Genomic DNA, 19254 nt, shown 5'->3' with positions numbered 1-19254 from the left:
CACGAGACGCCGATGCTGACGCGCGAGCAGCTGCGCACCGTGCTCGGCCCGCCCTCGCCGGTGAACGGCAACACCGTGCCCGGCATCTTCGGCACGCTGTCGGCCGAGGACCTGGCCGACCAGCTCGAGCTGATCAAGATCGCGCCGAACTACCTCGGCGCCGACGAGCTGTCGAAGCTGTGGACGGCGATGCAGGCACGCTGGCGCCCGTCGATGGCCTACATCGTCTCGGTGGTGCTGATCCAGGCCAACGGGCCGGTGTGCGCGCCGCTGCCGGTGCTGCAGCGCGGCGCGAACGACCGCGGGCCCAGTGCGCAAGCCGCGCCGCCGCCGGTGCTGCAGGCAGTGCGCAATGCGCTGTCACCGCTGTGGCCGGCGCTGCAGCTCGGCGACGACGCGCTGCTCGCCGGCAGCGGCCTGCAGCGCGAGGCCACGCTGAGCGCCGTGTTCGACTGCGGGCGGCTGGACATCACGCTCGAGCGCCCGCTCACGGCAAGCGCATCGGCAAGCGAGCGACGCACCCACCTGCCCACGCCGGCCGAAGACAGCGCGGCGATGGCCGACTGGGGCATCGGCGTCTACGCGGTCTCGATCCGCATCGCGCAGGCCGGCCAGGCCACCTGGTCGACCAACGCCGTGCCGATCGCGCTGGCCCCGCGCATCACCGCCTCGCCGCTCGCCGCCGGGCCCGGCAGCGCGATCGACCTCGTGGTCGACTGCGTGCCGCGGCTGCGGCCGCTGCAGCACGCCGGCGTGCGCCTGCTGCTGGCCGGCGGCGAGCTGCTGCCCGAGAGCATCGACACCCCGGGCGACCCGACGCAGCCCAGCCGCCTGCATTTCAGCGTGCCGGGGCAGGCCGCGGGCAGCTACGTGCTGCGCCTGCGCGTCGACGGCATCGACAGCCTGCCGGTGCGGCTGGCCGGCACCCCACCGCGCCCCGAGTTCGACCCTGCCCAGATGCTGAAGGTGGCTTGAGATGGGCCCCGACACCTGGCTCGACGACAACAACCGCTACCTGGCGGCGTCGCTGCAATGGCTGCGCCTGAAGCTGCGGCGGCTGGCGGACAGCGGGGCCGGTGCGCCGCCCGCACCGCCCGCCCCGCTGGTGGCCGCGGCCCCGGTGCCCGAGGCAGCCGCCGGCAAGCGCGCGTGGTTCGCCTTCGGCCAAGCCACGGTCGCGCCGGCCGCGTCGCCGGTGAATGCCGCGGCGGGCACCTCTCTGCCCGCGATCGCCCCGCCCCCGCAGGCCCTGGACGAGGCCGCGGCGCGGCGCGCCGACGCCGCGCGCTGCGAGCCGCCGCCGGCCCTGCTGACGCTCGCGCAGCGCCTGGGGCTGAGCGATTTCGAGGCCGACACGCTGCTGCTGTGCGCGGCCGTCGAGCTGGACCCATCCATCGGCTCGCTGATCGCGGCCGTGCCGGGCGCGGGTTCGTCCGGTGCGCCGAGCTTTGCGCTCGCGCTGCAGCTGTTCGACGAGCCGAGCTGGGAGGCGCTGTCGCCGCACCGGCCGCTGCGCTACGCCTACCTGCTCGATGTCAGCCAGCCGGGGGCCACGCCGCTGACCGCCGCCGCGCTGCGCGCCGACGAGCGCATCGTGCACTACCTGAAGGGCCTGAACGCGCCCGATGAGCGCCTGGCCACGCTGCTGCAGATCGACGACCCCGAGGCCGATGGCCCGCGGCTCGCGCCGTCGCAACAGGCCGCCGCCGAACAGACGGTGCAGCAGTTGCAGGCACTGGACCAGCAGGCCGGCGTGCCGCTGGTGGCCCTGCTCGGGCGCGACGCGGCCAGCAAGCTCGACGTGGCCCGCGCCGTCGGCGCCGCGCTGGGCCGCCACCTCTATCGCCTGTCGCTCGACACGCTGCCCACCGCGCGGGGCGACATCGAGCACCTGGCGCGCCTGTGGCAGCGCGAATGCCTGCTGCTGCCGATCGCGCTCTACCTCGACGCCGACGAGCTGGACGCCGCGCCCGCCGAGGTGTCGGGGGCCTTCCACGCCTTCGTCGGGCGGCCGCTCGGCCTGCTCTTCGTCGGCCTGCGCGAGCCGCCGGCGAAGCCGTTGAAGAACGCCATCGCGGTCGAGATCGGCCGGCCCACCGCAGCCGAGCAATTCGCCGCCTGGCGGGGGGCACTCCAACCCCTGCTCGGTGCCGGCGACGCGGCGCAGGGCGCCGCCGCACTGGCCGGCCAGTTCGACCTGGCGCAGCGCGACATCGACCGGGCCGTGCGGCTGGCGAGCGCCGGCGCGGACGGCGCGGGTGCGGGCGTATTCGATCGCCTCTGGGCCGCCTGCTGCCTGCACACCCGCCCGCGGCTGGACCAGCTCGCGCAGCGCATCGACGCGCGCGCCACCTGGGCCGACCTGGTGCTGTCCGACGAAACGATGCAGCTGCTGCACCGCATCGCCGAGCAGGTGCGCCAGCGCTACCGCGTCCAGGAGGAATGGGGTTATGCACGCAAGATGAACCGCGGCCTGGGCATCAGCGCGCTGTTCGCCGGCGAGAGCGGCACCGGCAAGACCATGGCCGCCGAGGTCATCGCCAACGAGCTGAAGCTGGCGCTGTACCGCATCGACCTGTCGGCCGTGGTCAGCAAGTACATCGGCGAGACCGAGAAGAACCTGCGCCGCCTGTTCGACGCCGCCGAGCAGGGCGGCGCGATCCTGCTGTTCGACGAGGCCGATGCGCTGTTCGGCAAGCGCAGCGAGGTCAAGGACAGCCACGACCGCTACGCCAACATCGAGGTCAACTACCTGCTGCAGCGCATGGAGTCGTTCTCGGGGCTGGCGATCCTGGCCACCAACATGAAGAGCGCGCTGGACCTGGCCTTCATGCGCCGGCTGCGCTTCGTGCTGAACTTCCCGTACCCGGGCCCAACCGAGCGGCAGCGCATGTGGCAGCAGGCGCTGCCGGCGGCCGTGCCGCGCGCCGAGACGATCGACTTCGCCCGCCTGGCGCGCTTCAACTTCAGCGGCGGCAACATCCACAGCGCCGCGCTGAACGCCGCCTTCGAGGCCGCGGCGCAGGGCCGGCCGGTGACGCAGGCGACCCTGCTGGCGGCCGTGCGCCGCGAGCTGCGCAAGCTCGACAAGCCGGTCAACGAAGGGGAGTTCCGGTGAACGCCGCGCCGGTACGCATCCACATCGAGCGCCTGGTGATCGACCCGGCGGCGCTCGGCGGCCTGGCGCTGGATGCCCGCGCGCGCACCGTGCTGCAGGCGGCATTGCAGGGCGAACTGGCGGCGCTGTTGAGCCTGCCCGGCGCGGCCGAGCGCCTGGCCACGGCCGGCACCACGGACCACCTGCGCGCCGGTGACCTGCACGTGGGCGCCGGGCAAGGTGCCGCACGACTCGGCCGCGACCTCGCCCGCTCGGTGCACGCCGGGCTGCTGCCATGACCACGTCACGCACCGTGCACAGGCCGGCGTCAGCCTCGGCGCCAGCGACGCGCAGCGGCCTGCTGCAGCGCCGCTGCACCTGCGGCACCCGCAGCACACTGTTCGGCGGCGCCTGCCCCGAGTGCAGCAAGAAGCGGCAGCCGGCCGTGCAGGCCAAGCTGCGCATCGGCCGCACCGACGACCCGCTCGAACGCGAGGCCGACCAGACCGCCGAACGGGTGCTGCGCGGCGAGCGCCCGGCACCCGCGATCTCGCGCGCCCCGGCCACCGTGCAACGCGACGGGCCGGCGCCCGACACCCCACCCAAGGCGCCCACGGAAGGCGAGCCCAAGCCCGCGCCCGCCGAGGGCGGCGAAGCCGCTGGCACCAGCGGCACCGCGCCTGCGCCGACCTGCGACCCCAAGGGCCTGAAACGGGTCGATTACCTGAAGCAGCCCGGCACCTCGACCGGCGACTTCGGCCTGACCACGCTCACCGCCAGCGCGGCCACCGTCCCCGCCGTCGCCACGAAAGCCGTCAGGGGCGGCGTGCAGATCCAGCCCACCACCGCGGCGCTGCCCCCGATTCCATCGGTCTTCACGACCGCCGATACCTTTGTCGAGGGCGTGGCGCATTTCGTCAACAGTGACGGCCGCCACCCCTGCCCCTCGGGCAAGCTCCCGATACGTTGGACCATCACGGCCAAGGGTGCCGACAAGATCCGCGAGGGTGAGCAGGACCACTGCCTGGACTTCCAGCTCGCCTTCGACCTGTCGCTCAAGCGCTATGCCAGCGCGGTGAACGCACTGGCCGGCAAGCGCCGCTTCGCCAACCAGGCGGCGGCCGAGAACGCCTTGAAGAAGGCGGTGGGCGTTCACCCCGACGACTGGTTCGACAAGTTCGTGTGCCTGACCCGCAAGACCCTGGTGCGCGACCGGCAGAAGTGGCATGAGCCGAAGCCCGTCACGCGCGAGCCGCGCAGCGACGACTGCGGGTTTGTCCGTGCCTTCATCACGGAGACCAGCTTGCCCGAGGTCGGCCAGGCCAAGCACCCGTCGGCCGACATCATCAAGGACTGCGGCGAGGCCGGTATCAAGGCGCCGGCCAAGGCCCCCGCCAGGGAAGGCAAGGGCAAGGTCGGCGCGCCCGACCTCGCCGGCGCCGACTGGCTGCCGTGGGAAGAAGGCGAGGACGAGCAGTCGCTGATGCAGCGGCGCGAAGACCCGGCCGCCGGCAGCGCCGCCGCCGAAGCGCCCGCGCCCGACCTCGTCCACCAGGTGCTCGACACCCCGGGCCGCCCGCTCGACGAGGCGACCCGCGCCTTCATGGAGCCACGCTTCGGCCGCGATTTCGGCGACGTGCGTATTCACGTTGGCGACCAGGCGGCGCGCTCGGCGCTGTCGGTCGATGCGCTGGCCTACACCGTCGACCGCCACGTGGTCTTCGGTCACGGCGCCTACGAGCCGGCGAGCGAATCCGGCCGCCAGCTGCTGGCCCACGAGTTGGCCCACGTCGTGCAGCAGACCGGCAACGGGCCCGGTGGTGGCCTTGGCAGCGGCCGTTCCGTGCTCGCGCGCCGGCCGCGCTTTCGCACCGACTTCCGGCGCGACAGCGGCCTGGTCAGCGGCGAAGACCTGCTCGACCCGGATTTCACCGAATGGCTGGGCTCGCTCGGCCGCGCCGACCTGCGCGGCTACCAGGCCATCGTCGCCGACCCGGCGGTGCAGCGCTACATCGACCTGCTGCTGATGCCCGACCCGGTGGCCGGCGTCGAGCGCGGGGTCATGAACATCACCCCCGAGCACGTGGCGAACATCGAGAAGCTCAGCTACTGGGAGCAGCGCGTGTGGCGCACGCTGGACGTGACACCGTACACCGACCGCCTGGGCAAATCCGCCGAGGAGCGTGACGCCGTCTACGCCGCGCTCGCCCAGGCCACGCCCTCGCTGCCGCTGACCGGGGCCAGCTCGACGCAGGTGGTGATCCCGGCCAACGCCGAGCGGGCCGCGGCGCTGCTGTACCGCTTCGACTTCACCCCGCGTGCGCCCGGCGCGGCGAAGGACAAGGTCGACATCCACTTCGTGCTCGAGCGTCCCGGCCGCATCGCCACGCCGGCCAAAGACCTGCCGCTGGCCTTCAAGGAACCCACGCTGTCGTTCGACACCGAGCTGGGCTTCGAGCACGGTGTCGACCCGTTCTGGAAGCAGCACCCCGACGAAAAGCGCCAGGTCGCCTTCGCGGTCTCGCAGGCCAGTGGACGCTTCGACCTGATCCTGCAGACGCGTTCGCCACCCAAGGGCACGGCCCGGCCGCACGAGGCCACGCTGCGCATCCGCGGCGTGAAGGACGCCAAGGGCGCCACCAGCCAGCTCGAGATCGAGCTCCTCGCCGAGGGCCGCCTGCCCGAGGCGCGGCTGCCCACCGACTACCGCCAACGCGACTACGGCGACCTGTTGATCAACGACGCGCAGAGCACGCCGTCGAAGAAGGGCGACACGCTGGGCCACGTGGATCTGAGCCCGGTGCCGCAGGACGAGCAGGCGGCCGTCAAGCTCTCGATCGTCAACTACTTCAACGTCACCGGCAGCCGCAACGTCGAGGTCGATGCGATCGTGCCGATCCCCTCGGCCAAGCGGCGTGTCTTCTACAAGTTCTACTTCCGCAACGACAACGAGGTGGACATGCAGCGCATCGGCGTCGAGGGCCAATCGCCCAAGCTCGACCCCGATGCCCTCGACGTCGCGCGGGTCGAGGGCTTCGATGCCCACAGCGCCACCGCGCCGGAGCTGAAGACCTGGCTCGGCAAGCGCTACCTCGCGCTCAAGCCCGAGGGCAGCACGGTGCCCGAGGTGCAGCAGTCGGCCAACAAGGTGATGCAGGCCGAGGCGGGCACGCCAGGCTGGTTCGAGAAGCAGTACAAGATCTTCCCGCTGACGGCCGGCCCCCTCGCCTCGCGCCTGAAGACGACCCACAAGCAGGCCGCCGCGTCGACGGCCGGCACCAAGGACTTCCAGCCCAACGAGCTCAAGCACGTCGAGCGCGGGCTGCAGACGCTCAGCGACCCGCTGGTCACGCTGATGCATCAGGTGCGCCTGGGCCGGCAGGCCAAGGCGCTCAAGGCCGATGGCACGCCCGACGAGGAGACCCTGCCCGACGGCACCAAACAGGGCTACGGCGGCAAGACCTACACCAACGGCAGCGCCCGCAGCATCGTCTACTACGACGGCCTGCTGCGCACCGGCCAGCAGTTCGACTTCCGCGGCGACGCGCAGCGCGTCAACCGCGCCGATACGCACATCGTGCTGCACGAGTTCGGGCACGTCATCGCCGGCAAGACCGGCGCGCAGGCCGCCTTCAACAGCTTCGTCAAGAAGGAAGGCATCGCGCCCTTCACCGCCTACGCGCAGCGCCACCCGGCCAAGGAGTTCTTCGAAGACGCCTTCGACATGTTCCAGAACAACCCGAGCTGGATGCTGCAGACCCACCCGCGCCTGCACCGCTGGTTCCAGTTGCTTTCCACCACCGGCCAGGTGCCCACCAAGCTGCCCTGAGAGGCCAGGACGAGGAAACACCATGGGTTCGTCATACGCCCCCGCCACCCGCCTGCACACCGCCACGCCCCGCGTGGCCAAGGCCTCGCCACTGCGTTCGGCCCTGGGGTCGGGACGCCCGTTGGCGGCACCCGAGCAGAGCCGCTATGCGGCGTCCTTCGGCCAGGATTTCTCGCAGGTGCGTGTGCACACCGACGCCGCCGCACAAACCCTGGCCGGTGCGATGGGCGCCAAGGCCGTCACCCAGGGTGACGACATCGCATTCGGCCCGGGCCGCTACGCGCCGGCGTCGAGTGCCGGCGGCACGCTGCTGGCCCACGAGCTGGCCCACGTGGCCCAGCAGCGCCAGGGCGGCGGCGCCCCCACCGCGGCCGAGCACCACGCGCGGCGCGCGGCGAACACGGTGGCCGAAGGCGGCCGGGTCGACCCCGCTTCGCTTGGCGGGGCCGACCCCGGCATCTACCGCGACCCGGTCGACGACAAGCAGGACAAGCCGTGGACACCCGGCGGGCCGATGCCGCGCTTCAAGCTGAACACGCCCGGGCCGCTGGATTGGCTCAAGCTGCGCGAGCCCTTCACCACCCGCGGCCAGCGCATGTCGTTGCGCGACGCCGATTCGATCGAGCAGGAATCGCGCCGCATCGCCGAGCAGCTCGCGCTGTTCGGCATCGGGCCCAACTTCAAGCTCGACTACAAGCTCGGCACGCTGACGCGCGACGACATCGTCAACCTCGGCATCGGGCGCCAGCTCGACGACCAGCTCGGCCGCGAGAACCCCAACGCGTGGGACCGCATGAACCGCAACTGGCAGCTGGCCCATCCGGGTGGCTTCCAGACGCCGATCCTGTCCAAGACCTGGAAGTTCTGAGATCGCCTGCCCATGAGCGCCTTTCCCGGCTCCCCTCGCCTGCTGCGCGGCGGCATCGTGCTGACCGACCCGACCACGGGCGCGGTGCTGCGCATCATCGCGCTGCAATACAACCCCGACACGCTGACGCGCAGCCTGCAGGTCAAGGGCGTGGGGCAGGTCAGCGGCGATCACGTCGAGGCGCTGCGGCTCAAGGGCCCGCCGGTGGAGACCATCAAGGTCGAGGTCGAGATCGACGCGACCGATGCGATGGAAGCCAACGACGGCCCCACCAACGAGGCCGGCCTGCACCCGCAGCTGGCGGCGCTCGAGACCATGGTCTATCCGCGCAGTGCCGCGCTGCTCGCGGCCAACGCCGAGGCCTCGGCGGGCTCGCTCGAGATCGCGCCGGCGCTGGCGCCGCTGCCGCTGTTCGTCTTCGGCCCGAAGCGCATCGTGCCGGTGCGCATCACCGAGTTGTCGATCACCGAGGAAGCTTTCGATGCCCAGCTCAACCCGACGCGGGCGCGGGTCAGCCTGGGCCTGCGCGTGCTGACGGTCGACGACCTGGGCTTCGACGCCAAGGGCGGCAACCTGTTCATGACCTACCTGCAGGGCAAGGAGCAGCTCGCCAGCCGCGCCGCGGGCGGCAGCTTCGCCAGCCTGGGCATCAACGGCATCCCGTGAACCGAAGGGCATCACCATGGCCAACTTCAGCTTCTCGCCCACCAGCCGCTACTACGACACGCCGGTCAAGACCCTCGAGACCGCCGACGGCTCGAACCTCGTCTACCTCGCGCGGCGCTTCGTGCCGCCGGTCAGCCGCTTCGCCACGCTGACCACCCACGCGGTGCAGGCCGGCGAGCGCCTCGACCTGATCGCCGCCGCCGAATTGGGCGACCCGCTGGCCTTCTGGCGCATCTGCGACGCGAACGACGCGATGCGGCCCGAGGAGCTCACGGCCGAAGTCGGCCGCCGGCTGCGCATCACGCTGCCCGAGGGCATCCCGGGGGCGCCGCTGGCCTGAAGGCCACCACCAGGCAAGCCGACAGACACCACGCCATGCTGCAAGGCATCCACCTCACGCTGATGATCGGCCCCGTGCTGCCGGTGCCGGCGCCGAAGGCCGTGGTCGACGCCGTGCAGTCGGTGCAGATCACCAACGGCAAGGACAAGAGCGGCTTCCAGATCAGCTTCGCGGTCGGCAAGACCTCGCCGCTGCTGACCACCATGCTGCCGGCCGGCTTCTTCGACCCGATGTCGACCCGCGTGGTGATCGCCGTCACGCTGGGCGGCATGCCGCACGTGCTGATGGACGGCATCGTCACCCGGCAGGACCTGGCCCCGAGCAGCGAGCCCGGCCAGTCGACGCTGACCATCACCGGCGAGGACCTGAGCGTGCTGATGGACGTGGTCGAGATGCCCTTCATGCGCTACCCGGCCATGCCCTCGATCGCGCGGGTCTACGCCATCCTCGCCAAGTACGCGGCCTTCGGCATCGTGCCGCTGGCGATCCCGCCGTTCATCGACGACGTGCCGATCCCGACCAAGGAGGTGCCCACGCACAAGGGCACCGACCTGCAGTACCTGAAGACCCTGGCCGACGAGTGCGGCTACGTGTTCTATGTCGAGCCCGGGCCGCTGCCCGGCCAGAGCATCGCCTACTGGGGGCCGGACATCCGCATCCCCGTGCCGCAGCGCGCGCTGGGCGTGAACATGGATGCGCACACCAATGTCGAGTCGCTCAATTTCAGCCTCGACGGGCTGGCGAAGAAGGTGGTCGTGGTGACGATCTTCGACCCAGTGAAGAACCGCGTGCCCATCGTCGTGCCGGTGCCCAACATCAACCTGTTCAAGCCGCCGCTGGGCGCGCGGCCGACGCTGCCGGCCAAGGTCGAGTTCCCCGATTACATGACCAAGGAGCAGATGCCCAGCGTGATCAACCGGGTGCTGGGCATCCTCGCCCGCTCGTCGGACGCGATCAGCGTCACCGGCTCGCTCGACGTGCTGCGCTACGGCCGCGTGCTGCGCAACCGCATGCTGGTCGGCGTGCGCGGCGGCGGGCTGGCCTACGACGGCATGTACTACGTCAACAGCGTCACCCACAACCTCAAGCGCGGCGAGTTCAAGCAGAGCTTCGAACTCAGCCGTGACGGGCTGATCTCGAACACGCCAAAGGTGCTGGTATGAGTGAAAGTTCCGGCGAGCGCAAGTTCTGGGGCAAGTACCGCGGCACGGTGGCGATCAACGTCGACCCCGAGCTGCGCGGCCGCATCAGCTGCTTCGTGCCCGATGTGCTGGGCCCCGTGCCGTCGAGCTGGTGCGAAGCCTGCACGCCGCTGGGCGGGCCGCCCGGGCCGCCGATGGGCGTGTACATGGTGCCGCCCATCGGCGCCGGCGTCTGGGTCGAGTTCGAGAACGGCGACCCCGACCGGCCGATCTGGACCGGCTGCCGCGTCGCCAGCGGCGACGTGCCGCCGCTCGCGCTGGCCGGCAACCCGGCGGACCCGAACATCTGCATCCAGTCGCTGCTGCAGCACATGCTGCTGATCAGCGACATGCCGCCCTCGCCGGTGACCGGCGGCATCATCCTGAAGAGCACGACCGGGGCGATGATCGTCGTCAACGACTCGGGCATCTACATCTCCAACGGCAAGGGCGCCACGATGACGATGGTCGGGCCGACCATCGACTTCAACCTCGGCGCGCTGACTGTCACCTGAGGAAGCCACCGCGATGCCCGGCTTCCTCCTCCACACCGGTGCGGTCGTCAACTGCACCCACGGCATCCCGACGCAGATCCCGCCGGTGCAGCCGCGTGTGCTGGTCGGCGGCCAGCCGGTGGCCACGCTGGCCAGCCAGATGCTCGTCACCGGCTGCCCGTTCACGATCCCCGGCCCGAAGCCGCAGCCCTGCCTGACCATCAAGTGGCTGATGCCCGCCGCGCGCGTGCTGGTGATGGGCCAGCCGCCCCTGCTGCAGCCCGCGCCGGGCACCGGCCCCGGGCTGTGCCTGAGCCCCGAGCAGATCCCCAATGGCCCGCCGATGGTGGCCTTCGTGCAGCCGCGCGTGATCGCCACCTGAGCCCACGAGCCGAGGAGCACCCATGGACATCGACTTCCCGCTGCACTTCGACGCCCGCGGCCGCACCGCCACCGCGGGGCTCGACGAGCACGTGCGCGACATGATCGAGCAGCTCATCTTCACCAACCACGGCGAGCGGGTGAACCGGCCCGAATTCGGCAGCGGCGCGCTGCAGCTCGTCTTCGCGCCCAACAGCCCCGAGCTGGCGGCCACCGTGCAGTTCACGCTGCAAGCCGCGCTGCAGACCTGGCTGGGCGACGTGATCGACGTGGGTGATCTCGCGGTGACGGCCGACGACGCGCGGCTGACCATCGACCTGGCCTACAGCATCAAGGCCACCGGCGAATCGCGCACGGCCCGCTTCGGCCGCGGCCTTTAGAACCGAGTGCGGGAGCCGCGATGGACCACGCCACCACCAGCCTCATCACCACCTGCCTGGCCGACACGCGCCGCCAGGCCGTGCGCCAGGCCGCCGGCCGCAACGGGCTGGACTACGTCGAGATCGGCGACGACCCCAAGACGCTGCGCGCCTGGTTCCTCGGCAAGCTGCCGCCCGAGCTGGCCGCCGATGCGCCCGACCTGCCGCGCCACCTGGCGATCGACGGCGGCGACGTGATCACCGGCCTGCGCATCCTCGACGCCGACCCGCTGGTCGACCCCGACCCCGAGCGCGACGACTGCCTGCTGATCCGCCTCGACCGCGAGGGCGACCACGCGCGCTACACGCTGCGGCTGGTCGACATCGAGGGTGTCGACCCGCACTACGCCGCAGCCGACTTCCACTTCCGCATCGACTGCGCGAGCGACGTCGATTGCCGCCCGGCCTGCGATTGCGCGCCCACCGCGCTGGACGAGCCGCGGCCGAACTACCTGGCCAAGGACTACGAGACGCTGCGCCAGCTGATCCTCGATCGCCTGGCGCTGCTCGTGCCCGGCTGGCGCGAGCGCCACGTGCCCGACCTCGGCATCACGCTGGTCGAGCTGCTGGCCTACGTCGGCGACCACTTGAGCTACTACCAGGACGCCGTGGGCACCGAGGCCTACCTCGGCACGGCGCGCCAGCGCGTCTCCGTGCGCCGGCATGCGCGGCTGGTCGACTACCGGCTGCACGAGGGCTGCAACGCCCGCGCCTGGGTGCAGGTCGGCGTGGATGTCGACACGCCCCCACTGTCGTATGCCCAGCTCGCTTTCGCCACGCCCTGGCGCGAAGGCCTGGAGGACGTGCCACGCCTGCTGCGGCCCGAGCAGCTTGCCGACGTGGCGCCCTCGGCGATCGAATGGTTCGAGCCCTGCGTGGCGGACCCATCCGCCACCGTGGTGTTCCGCGCCGCGCACAACCGCATCGGCTTCTACACCTGGGGCCGGCGCTCGTGCTGCCTGAACGCCGGCGCGACGAGCGCGACGCTGCGCGACACCTGGCAGCCCGATGGCTCGCGCACGCTGCAGCTGGCGCCGGGCGACGTGCTGATCTTCGCCGAGCTCAAGGGCGCCCGCACCGGCCTCGAAGCCGACGCCGACCCCGCGCGCCGATGGGCCGTGCGCCTGACCGAAGTCACGCCGGGCGAAGACCCGCTGTACCCGGTCGCGTTCGGCGGCGGCGAGATCCCGCAGACCCGTCCCACGCCGCTCGTGCACATCGCCTGGGCCCGCGACGATGCCCTGCCCTTCCCGCTGTGCCTGTCCACCATCGGCGCGGCGCCCGCCTGCGCTTACCTCGACGACGTGTCGATGGCGCTGGGCAACATCGTGCTGGTCGACCACGGGCGCCGCCAGCCCGCCGAGCCGCTCGGGCCCGTGCCATGGATCAACGGCGCGGCCTGCTGCGATTGCGAGGGCGAACCGTCCGAGGTCACGCGGCGTGCGCTGCCCTTCCGCCCCCGCCTGGCCGGCGCGCCGCTGGCCCATGCCGAAGTCGCCTCCGAAGCGGCCCGCCCGGCCAGCGCCTCGCTGGCGCAGGACCCGCGCGCAGCGTCGCCCGCGCTGTGGCTGGTTGAACAGAGCCCCCAGGCCGACGACGAGCGTCGGCCGCCCCCCGAGGGGGTGAGTCGACTCGGGAGCGGCCCGTCGTCGACTCATGACGCCGGCGGCGCGGTGTGGACGGCCCAGCCCGACCTGCTCGCCAGTGGGCCCGACGATCGCCACGTTGTCGCCGAGATCGACAACCAGGGTGTCGCCTGGCTGCGCTTCGGCGACGGTGAGCTGGGCCGCCGGCCGCCGCCGGGCGAGGTGCTGCGGGCGCACTACCGCGTCGGCGGCGGCAGCACCGGCAACGTCGGCGCCGGCGCGATCTCGTTCATCGTCGTCAGCGGCCTCGTGCTGGACGGCGTCGCCTTCAGCCCCAGCAACCCGCTGCCGGCCCAGGGCGGCACCGACCCCGAGCCGATCGAGCAGGCGCGCGAGTTCGCGCCGATGGCGTTTCGCCGCACGCTGCAGCGCGCGATCACCGCCGACGATTACGCGGCCATCGCAGCGCAGAACCCCGGGCTGCAGGGCGCCCACGCCGCGCTGGTGTGGACCGGCAGCTGGTACGAGGCCGACGTGGCACTCGACCCCTGGCAGCGCGATGCCGCCGACCCCACGCTGGTCGCCGAGGTCGAAGCCGCGCTGTACCGCGCGCGCCGCATGGGCCACGACCTGCGCGTGCAGCCAGCCACCCATGTGCCGATCGCCCTGGCGCTGCAGGTGTGCGCGCTGCCCGGCCACGAGCGCGGCCACGTCAGGGCCGCGCTGCTCGCGCGATTCGTCGGCCAGCCCGGCGGCTTCTTCGCGCCCGACCAGCAGGGCTTCGGCCAGAACGTTCACCTGTCGCGCATCGTCGCCGCGGCGATGGGCGTGCCCGGCGTGATGTGCGTCTCGGTGCTCGCGCTGCACCGCGCGGGCCGGCCGCCCAACCACGAGATCGAGAACGGCGTGCTGCCGCTGGCGCCACACGAGATCGCCGAGCTCGCCAACGACCCCAACCACCCCGAGCGCGGCGCGATCGCGATCACCGTCGAAGGAGGGCTGTGATGGACACCTGCTCGCACTGCGGTGCGGCCACCCTGCCCTGCGGCTGCTGCGAGGGCACGCAGGCGCTGACGCCCGCCACCATCGACAACCGCCCCGGCCTGCCCAGCCTGGCCTGGCGCGTGGGCACGCAGGCCAGCTTCTTCGAGACGATGAAGGCGGCGCTCGCCACCACCGAGGTGGACGGCGTGGCCGGCGACGGCCAGACCCCGCAGACCTTCCGCCCGCTCGCGTCGCTGGCCACGCGCGACCGCAGCGATTTCTCGATCGCGCTGCTCGATGGCTGGGCGACCGTGGCCGACCTGCTGTCGTTCTACCAGGAGCGCATCGCCAACGAGGGCTACCTGCGCACCGCCACCGAGCGCCGCTCGGTGCTGGAGCTGGCGCGCCTGGTGGGCTACACGCTGCGCCCCGGCGTGGCAGCCAGCGTCTACCTCGCCTACACGCTGGACGACAACCAGCAGGAGCCCACCGTCATCCCCGCCGGTGCCCGCGCGCAGAGCCTGCCGGGGCCGGGCGAGACACCGCAATCCTTCGAGACCAGCGAGCCGCTCGCCGCGCGCCGCGAGTGGAACAACCTGCAGGTGCGGATGACGCGGCCGCAGCGCATCACGATCGACACCGCGCTGCTGGTTGACCGGGTCGCCGTGTCCGACAGCGTCAACGGCCTGCGTACCGGCGACCCGCTGTTGTTGCTGTTCGCAGCCGACGGCAGCCTCGCGGCCGTGCGGCACGTCCGCTCGACCGAGGGGCCGACACCCGAGGGCCGCTCGACGATCCACCTCGACCCGGTGCCGGCCGAGCTCGCGCTGACCATCGGCCTGCTGGTGGCGCTGGTCGCGGCGATGCAAGCCTTCCTGCCTGGCGCCGACGCGCCCACACGCCGCGTCATCGAAGGCGCCGGCCAGGTGCTGCGCGAAACGCTGCTCGATCCTGCCGCGGCTGCGCCGCGCGACTGGGCCGACGACATCCAGCGCTTCGACCACGAGAGCCCCATCGACGCCGGCGTGCAGGCCCTGATCGACGGCCTGCGCCACGAGATCGACGACCTGCTCGAGGTGCCCGGGTCGCCGCCCCCGCCGCCCCCGCCCACCTCGCCCGACGAGTTCGTCACCGGGCTGCTCAAGCCGCGCGTCGCGCAGGCCGCGAACACGCTGCGGCTGCGGCGCGACCTGGGCCGCGCCTTCGCCTTCGGCGCCGACACTGCGCCGCAGATGCTGCTGAACTTCGCGCCGCCGCTGCGCGACAGCTACTACCGCGCCTGGACCGGCGCCAACGTCAACGTCGCCGCCGCGGCGCTCGTCGGCGTGTTCGTGCTGCGCACCAGCGCCTCGCTGTTCGGCGCCAGCGTGCCGCGCCTGGTCACCGTGACCGGCGGCAACGTGCCGCCGCAGGACCAATGGGAGGAGTGGACGCTGCAAGGCGAAACCACCGACGGCCTGTTCCTCGACCAGCCGCACAACGAAATCACCGCCGGCAGCTTCGCGCTCGTTCGGCGCATGGAAAGCGCCACGCCGCTGACCCGCGTGTTCCAGGTCCAGCAGGCCACGACCACGCCGCGCACCGCCTACGGCATCAGCGGCAAGTCGACCCACCTGCAGTTCGACAGCGACTGGTGGGAGGCCAGTGTGCCGGACCCCGATGGAACCTCGGCGAACGACATGAACGTGCTGCGCGCCACCCAGGTCTGGGCCCAGAGCGTGCCGCTGACGCTGGTCGAGGAGCCGATCACCGACGACGTGGGCAGCACGCCCGACGACGGCGGCGATGGGCTGAGCATCGAGCTGGCCGCGCTGCACCAGGAGCTGGAGTCCGGCCGCTGGGTGATCGTGCAGGGCGAGCGCGCCGACATCGAGGGCGTGCGCGGCGTGCGCGCCGCCGAGCTGATGATGGTGGCGAGCCTGGTGCACGGCTTCGACCCCGGCCTGGCCGGCGACCGCATCCACACCACGCTGAAGCTCGCGACGCGCAGCGCCTTCCGCTACCGGCGCGACAGCGTGGTGGTCTACGGCAACGTGGTGCGTGCCACCCACGGCGAGACCCGCCCCGAGCTGCTCGGCAACGGCGATGCCACGCAGGCGCTGCAGGCCTTCACGCTGAAGCAGCCGCCGCTGACCTTCGTCTCGGCGCCGACCGCCGCCGGGGCCGAGAGCACGCTGGCCGTCTACGTCGACGACGTGCGCTGGCACGAGACGCCCTCGCTCGCCTGGCTGGGGCCGAAGGACCGCGGCTACGCCACACGCACCGACGACGAAGGCCGCACCCACATCGTCTTCGGCGACGGCGAGCACGGCGCACGCCTGCCCACCGGCGTGCAGAACGTGCGCGCCGTCTACCGCAACGGCATCGGCGCGCCGGGCAACGTGAAGGCCGGCCAGATCAGCCTGCTGGCCAGCCGGCCGCTGGGCGTGAAGGAGGTCATCAACCCGCTGCGCGCCTCAGGCGGCGCCGGCCGCGAGGACCGCGACCTGGCGCGCCAGAACGCCCCGCTGGCGGTGGCGGCGCTGGACCGGCTGGTCTCGGTGCAGGACTACGCCGATTTCGCGCGCACCTTCGCCGGCATCGCCAAGGCCCGCGCCACGCGCACGAGCGACGGCCGGCGCGAGCTGGTGTTCCTGACGATCGCGGGTGTCGACGATGCCCCGATCGACCTCACCAGCGACCTCTATCGCAACCTGCTCGCGGCGCTGCGCCGCCTGGGCGACCCCGACCTGCCGGTGCGCGTGCAGCCGCGCGAGCTGCTTGCGCTGGTGCTGTCGGCCAACGTGGCGCTGCACCCCGACCACACCTGGGAGACGGTGGCCGGCGCCGTGCGCACCGAGCTGCTGGCCCGCTTCGGCTTCGGCCGGCGCGAGCTCGGCCAGGGCGTGTGCCTGGCCGAGCTGATCAGCGCGATCCAGGGCGTGCGCGGCGTGGCCTATGTGGATGTCGATGCCTTCGGCACCGTGCCCGAGAAGCTGGCCGACGAGGGCGGCACGCGGCGCCTGGTGACGCAGGCGCAGGTCAGTGCCGCCGTGCAGACCGTCGTGCGCGGCAAGACGGCGCTGCGCGGCCTGGGCGCGCGCGCCGGCGGCCTGCCGCCGGACGTGATCGCCTTCCCCGGCGGCAACGACCGCGGCGCGCTGCGCCCGGCCGAGCTGGCGATCTTCACGCCGGGTGTGGCCGACACCCTCATCCTCAATCCTCTGTCATGAACACCACCACGGACAACGCCCGCGCCGACCGCCTGTACGCGCTGCTGCCCACCGTGCACCGCATGCGCGATGCCGACCGGGGCTACCCGCTGAAGGCGCTGCTGCGCGTGATCGCCGAGCAGGTCAACGTCGTCGAGGACGACATCGCCCAGCTCTACGACAACTGGTTCATCGAGACTGCGCAGGACTGGGCCGTGCCCTACCTCGGCGAGCTGGTCGGCTACGCGCCCGCGGCTGGCGCCGGCGCCGCGGCCGATGCCCCGGCCTGCGAGAACCCGCGCGTGCTGGTGCCGCGCCGCGAGGTGGCCAACACCATCCGCTACCGGCGCGCCAAGGGCACGCTGGCGATCCTGGAACAACTCGCGGCCGACGTGGCCGGCTGGCCGGCACGCGCCGTGGAGTTCTTCCAGCTGCTGGTGCGTGACCAGCACATCAACCACCTCTATCTCGAACGGCACCGCACGGTGGACCTGCGCGAGATGGATGCGCTGGACCGGCTGGGCGGCCCCTTCGATTCGATCGCCCACGGCGTCGATGTGCGGCGCATCGATTCGCACCGCGCGCCGGGCTGGTTCAACATCCCGAGCGTCGGCGTGTTCGCCTGGCGGCTGCTGAGCCTGCCGGTCACCGACACCCCGGCCTGCTGCATCGAGGAGGTCGGGCCGCACTGCTTCACCTTCAGCGTGCTGGGGCAGGACGCGCCCTTGTTCGTCGCCCCCCAGCGCGAGACCGACCCCCACCACATCGCCGAGGAGCTGAACCTGCCCGCGGCCATCCGCCGCCAGGCCTTCGATGCCGACCCGGGCGCCTACTACGGCGAGGCCTCGAGCCTCGCGATCCGTGCCGATGGCTGGGCCGGGGCGCCTGGCGGCGGCATCGTGCCGGTGGCGCAGATCGTGCCGGCCGATCTGAGCGGCTGGGCCTACGAGCCGCTACCGAACCAGGTGGCGGTGGACCCGGTGCTGGGCCGCATCGCCTTTCCGCCCGGGCAGCTGCCGCGCAAGGGCGTGCGCGTGAGCTACCGCTACGGGCTGCCGGCGCGCATCGGCGGCGGCGAATACGAGCGGCCGCTGCACTCGCCCGCCGGGCCGTACACGCTGTACCGCGTCGGCGAGGGGGAAGGCTTCGAATTCCACCGCATCGGCGATGCGCTCGCCCGATGGCGCGAAGACCAGCCCGACGATGCGGTGATCGAACTGGCCCAGAGCGCGGTCTTCGTCGAGCCGATCGCGATCGAGCTGGCCGACGGCCAATCGCTGCAGCTGCGCGCGGCGCAGCGCACGCGGCCGGTGCTGCGCCTGATCGACTGGCAGACCGACCTGCCCGATGCGCTGACCGTCACGCTCGGCGAACGCAGCCGCATCAGCTTCGACGGCCTGCTGGTCACCGGCCGGCCGCTGCACATCCAGGGCCGCGCCGACGGCAACACCGCTGCGGGCCCCTGCGGCGCGCAAGTCGCCATCCGCCACTGCACCCTCGTGCCCGGCTGGGCGCTGGAGGGCGACTGCACACCGCGCCGCCCGGCCGAGCCGAGCCTCGAGCTCTACCGCGTGCGCGCCGAGGTGAACGTGTCGCACAGCATCGTCGGCAGCATCCGCGTGGCCGACGACGAGGTGGGCAGCGACCCGATTGCGCTGACGATCCACGACAGCATCGTCGACGCCACCGCCGCCGAGCGCCAGGCTCTCGGCGCGCCCGGCGACGGCATCGCCCATGCGACGCTGACGGTGCGCAACACCACGGTGTTCGGCATCGTTGAGGTGCATGCGATCGCGCTGGCCGAGAACAGCCTGTTCACCGGCTGCGTCAACGTCGCGCGGCGGCAGCTCGGCTGCATGCGCTTCTGCTACGTGCCCTGCGGCTGCCGCACGCCGCGGCGCTACCGCTGCCAGCCCGATGGCGTGATCGCTGCGCTGCGACAGCGCCTGCCCGAGGGCGACCGGCTGCTCGAGGCCATCGCCAGCGAGCAGCTTCGCCTGCGCCCGCAGTTCACCGCCGATCGCTACGGCCTGCCGGGCTATGCGCAGCTCGGCCTGCATGGCGCCGACGAGATTGCACGCGGCGCCGACGACGGCTCGGAGATGGGCGTGTACCACGGCCTGTTCCAGCCGCAGCGGGCCGACACCCTGCGCGCGCGCCTGGCCCAGTTCACGCCGGCCGGCATGCACGTCGGCCTGCTGTTCGCCAATTGATGTCA

General features: G+C 72.2%; 14 protein-coding genes. All 14 read left to right on the top strand.

What is annotated here, in order from left to right; all coding sequences use genetic code 11:
* Window positions 1–975, top strand: a 975-nt coding sequence (locus tag VJ693_RS06345) for a Pvc16 family protein (RefSeq protein WP_324152669.1), incomplete at its 5' end; no start/stop codon positions are given.
* A gap of 1 nt (window position 976) precedes the next feature.
* Window positions 977–3118: an ATP-binding protein gene (locus VJ693_RS06340; RefSeq protein WP_324152668.1), complete on the top strand. Its 2142-nt coding sequence runs from the start codon at window positions 977–979 to the stop codon at window positions 3116–3118.
* Complete coding sequence (locus VJ693_RS06335; RefSeq protein ID WP_324152667.1) at window positions 3115–3396, top strand: hypothetical protein; 282 nt, start codon at window positions 3115–3117, stop codon at window positions 3394–3396. Before VJ693_RS06340 ends, VJ693_RS06335 begins: the two co-directional genes overlap by 4 nt.
* Window positions 3393–6926, top strand: coding sequence for an eCIS core domain-containing protein (locus VJ693_RS06330; protein WP_324152666.1), 3534 nt, complete (start codon window positions 3393–3395; stop codon window positions 6924–6926). The genes VJ693_RS06335 and VJ693_RS06330 overlap by 4 nt, the downstream gene beginning before the upstream one ends.
* 22 nt (window positions 6927–6948) lie before the next feature.
* Window positions 6949–7794 carry a DUF4157 domain-containing protein gene (locus VJ693_RS06325; protein WP_324152665.1) on the top strand — a complete coding sequence of 282 codons (846 nt, stop codon included), beginning with the start codon at window positions 6949–6951 and terminating at the stop codon, window positions 7792–7794.
* A 12-nt stretch (window positions 7795–7806) separates the two neighbouring features.
* Window positions 7807–8460 (top strand): hypothetical protein, encoded by a 654-nt coding sequence (locus tag VJ693_RS06320; protein ID WP_324152664.1) that lies wholly within the window; start codon window positions 7807–7809, stop codon window positions 8458–8460.
* Between the two features lie 16 nt (window positions 8461–8476).
* Window positions 8477–8800 (top strand): LysM domain-containing protein, encoded by a 324-nt coding sequence (locus tag VJ693_RS06315; protein ID WP_324152663.1) that lies wholly within the window; start codon window positions 8477–8479, stop codon window positions 8798–8800.
* Window positions 8801–8835: 35 nt separating this feature from the next.
* Complete coding sequence (locus VJ693_RS06310; RefSeq protein ID WP_324152662.1) at window positions 8836–9963, top strand: hypothetical protein; 1128 nt, start codon at window positions 8836–8838, stop codon at window positions 9961–9963.
* Complete coding sequence (locus VJ693_RS06305; RefSeq protein ID WP_324152661.1) at window positions 9960–10496, top strand: phage baseplate assembly protein V; 537 nt, start codon at window positions 9960–9962, stop codon at window positions 10494–10496. The genes VJ693_RS06310 and VJ693_RS06305 overlap by 4 nt, the downstream gene beginning before the upstream one ends.
* Before the next feature lie 13 nt (window positions 10497–10509).
* The gene (locus VJ693_RS06300) at window positions 10510–10857 is read left to right on the top strand and encodes a hypothetical protein (RefSeq protein ID WP_324152660.1); all 348 of its coding nucleotides are present in this window, start codon (window positions 10510–10512) and stop codon (window positions 10855–10857) included.
* Window positions 10858–10879: 22 nt separating this feature from the next.
* Window positions 10880–11236, top strand: a complete 357-nt coding sequence (locus VJ693_RS06295; protein ID WP_324152659.1) for a GPW/gp25 family protein — start codon at window positions 10880–10882, stop codon at window positions 11234–11236.
* 20 nt (window positions 11237–11256) lie between these two features.
* Complete coding sequence (locus tag VJ693_RS06290; RefSeq protein WP_324152658.1) at window positions 11257–13866, top strand: putative baseplate assembly protein; 2610 nt, start codon at window positions 11257–11259, stop codon at window positions 13864–13866.
* Entirely contained in the window at window positions 13866–17057 is a 3192-nt protein-coding gene (locus tag VJ693_RS06285) for a putative baseplate assembly protein (protein ID WP_324152657.1), read from the top strand. The genes VJ693_RS06290 and VJ693_RS06285 overlap by 1 nt, the downstream gene beginning before the upstream one ends.
* Window positions 17054–19249, top strand: a complete 2196-nt coding sequence (locus VJ693_RS06280) for a hypothetical protein (protein ID WP_324152656.1) — start codon at window positions 17054–17056, stop codon at window positions 19247–19249. The genes VJ693_RS06285 and VJ693_RS06280 overlap by 4 nt, the downstream gene beginning before the upstream one ends.
* The last annotated feature ends 5 nt before the right edge of the window (window positions 19250–19254 follow it).

Origin of the sequence: Ideonella sp., from assembly GCF_035254525.1 — a bacterium.
Classification (GTDB): domain Bacteria; phylum Pseudomonadota; class Gammaproteobacteria; order Burkholderiales; family Burkholderiaceae_C; genus Ideonella.
Note: the sequence above shows the minus strand (reverse complement) of the source record. Positions and strands in the feature narration are given on the sequence as shown.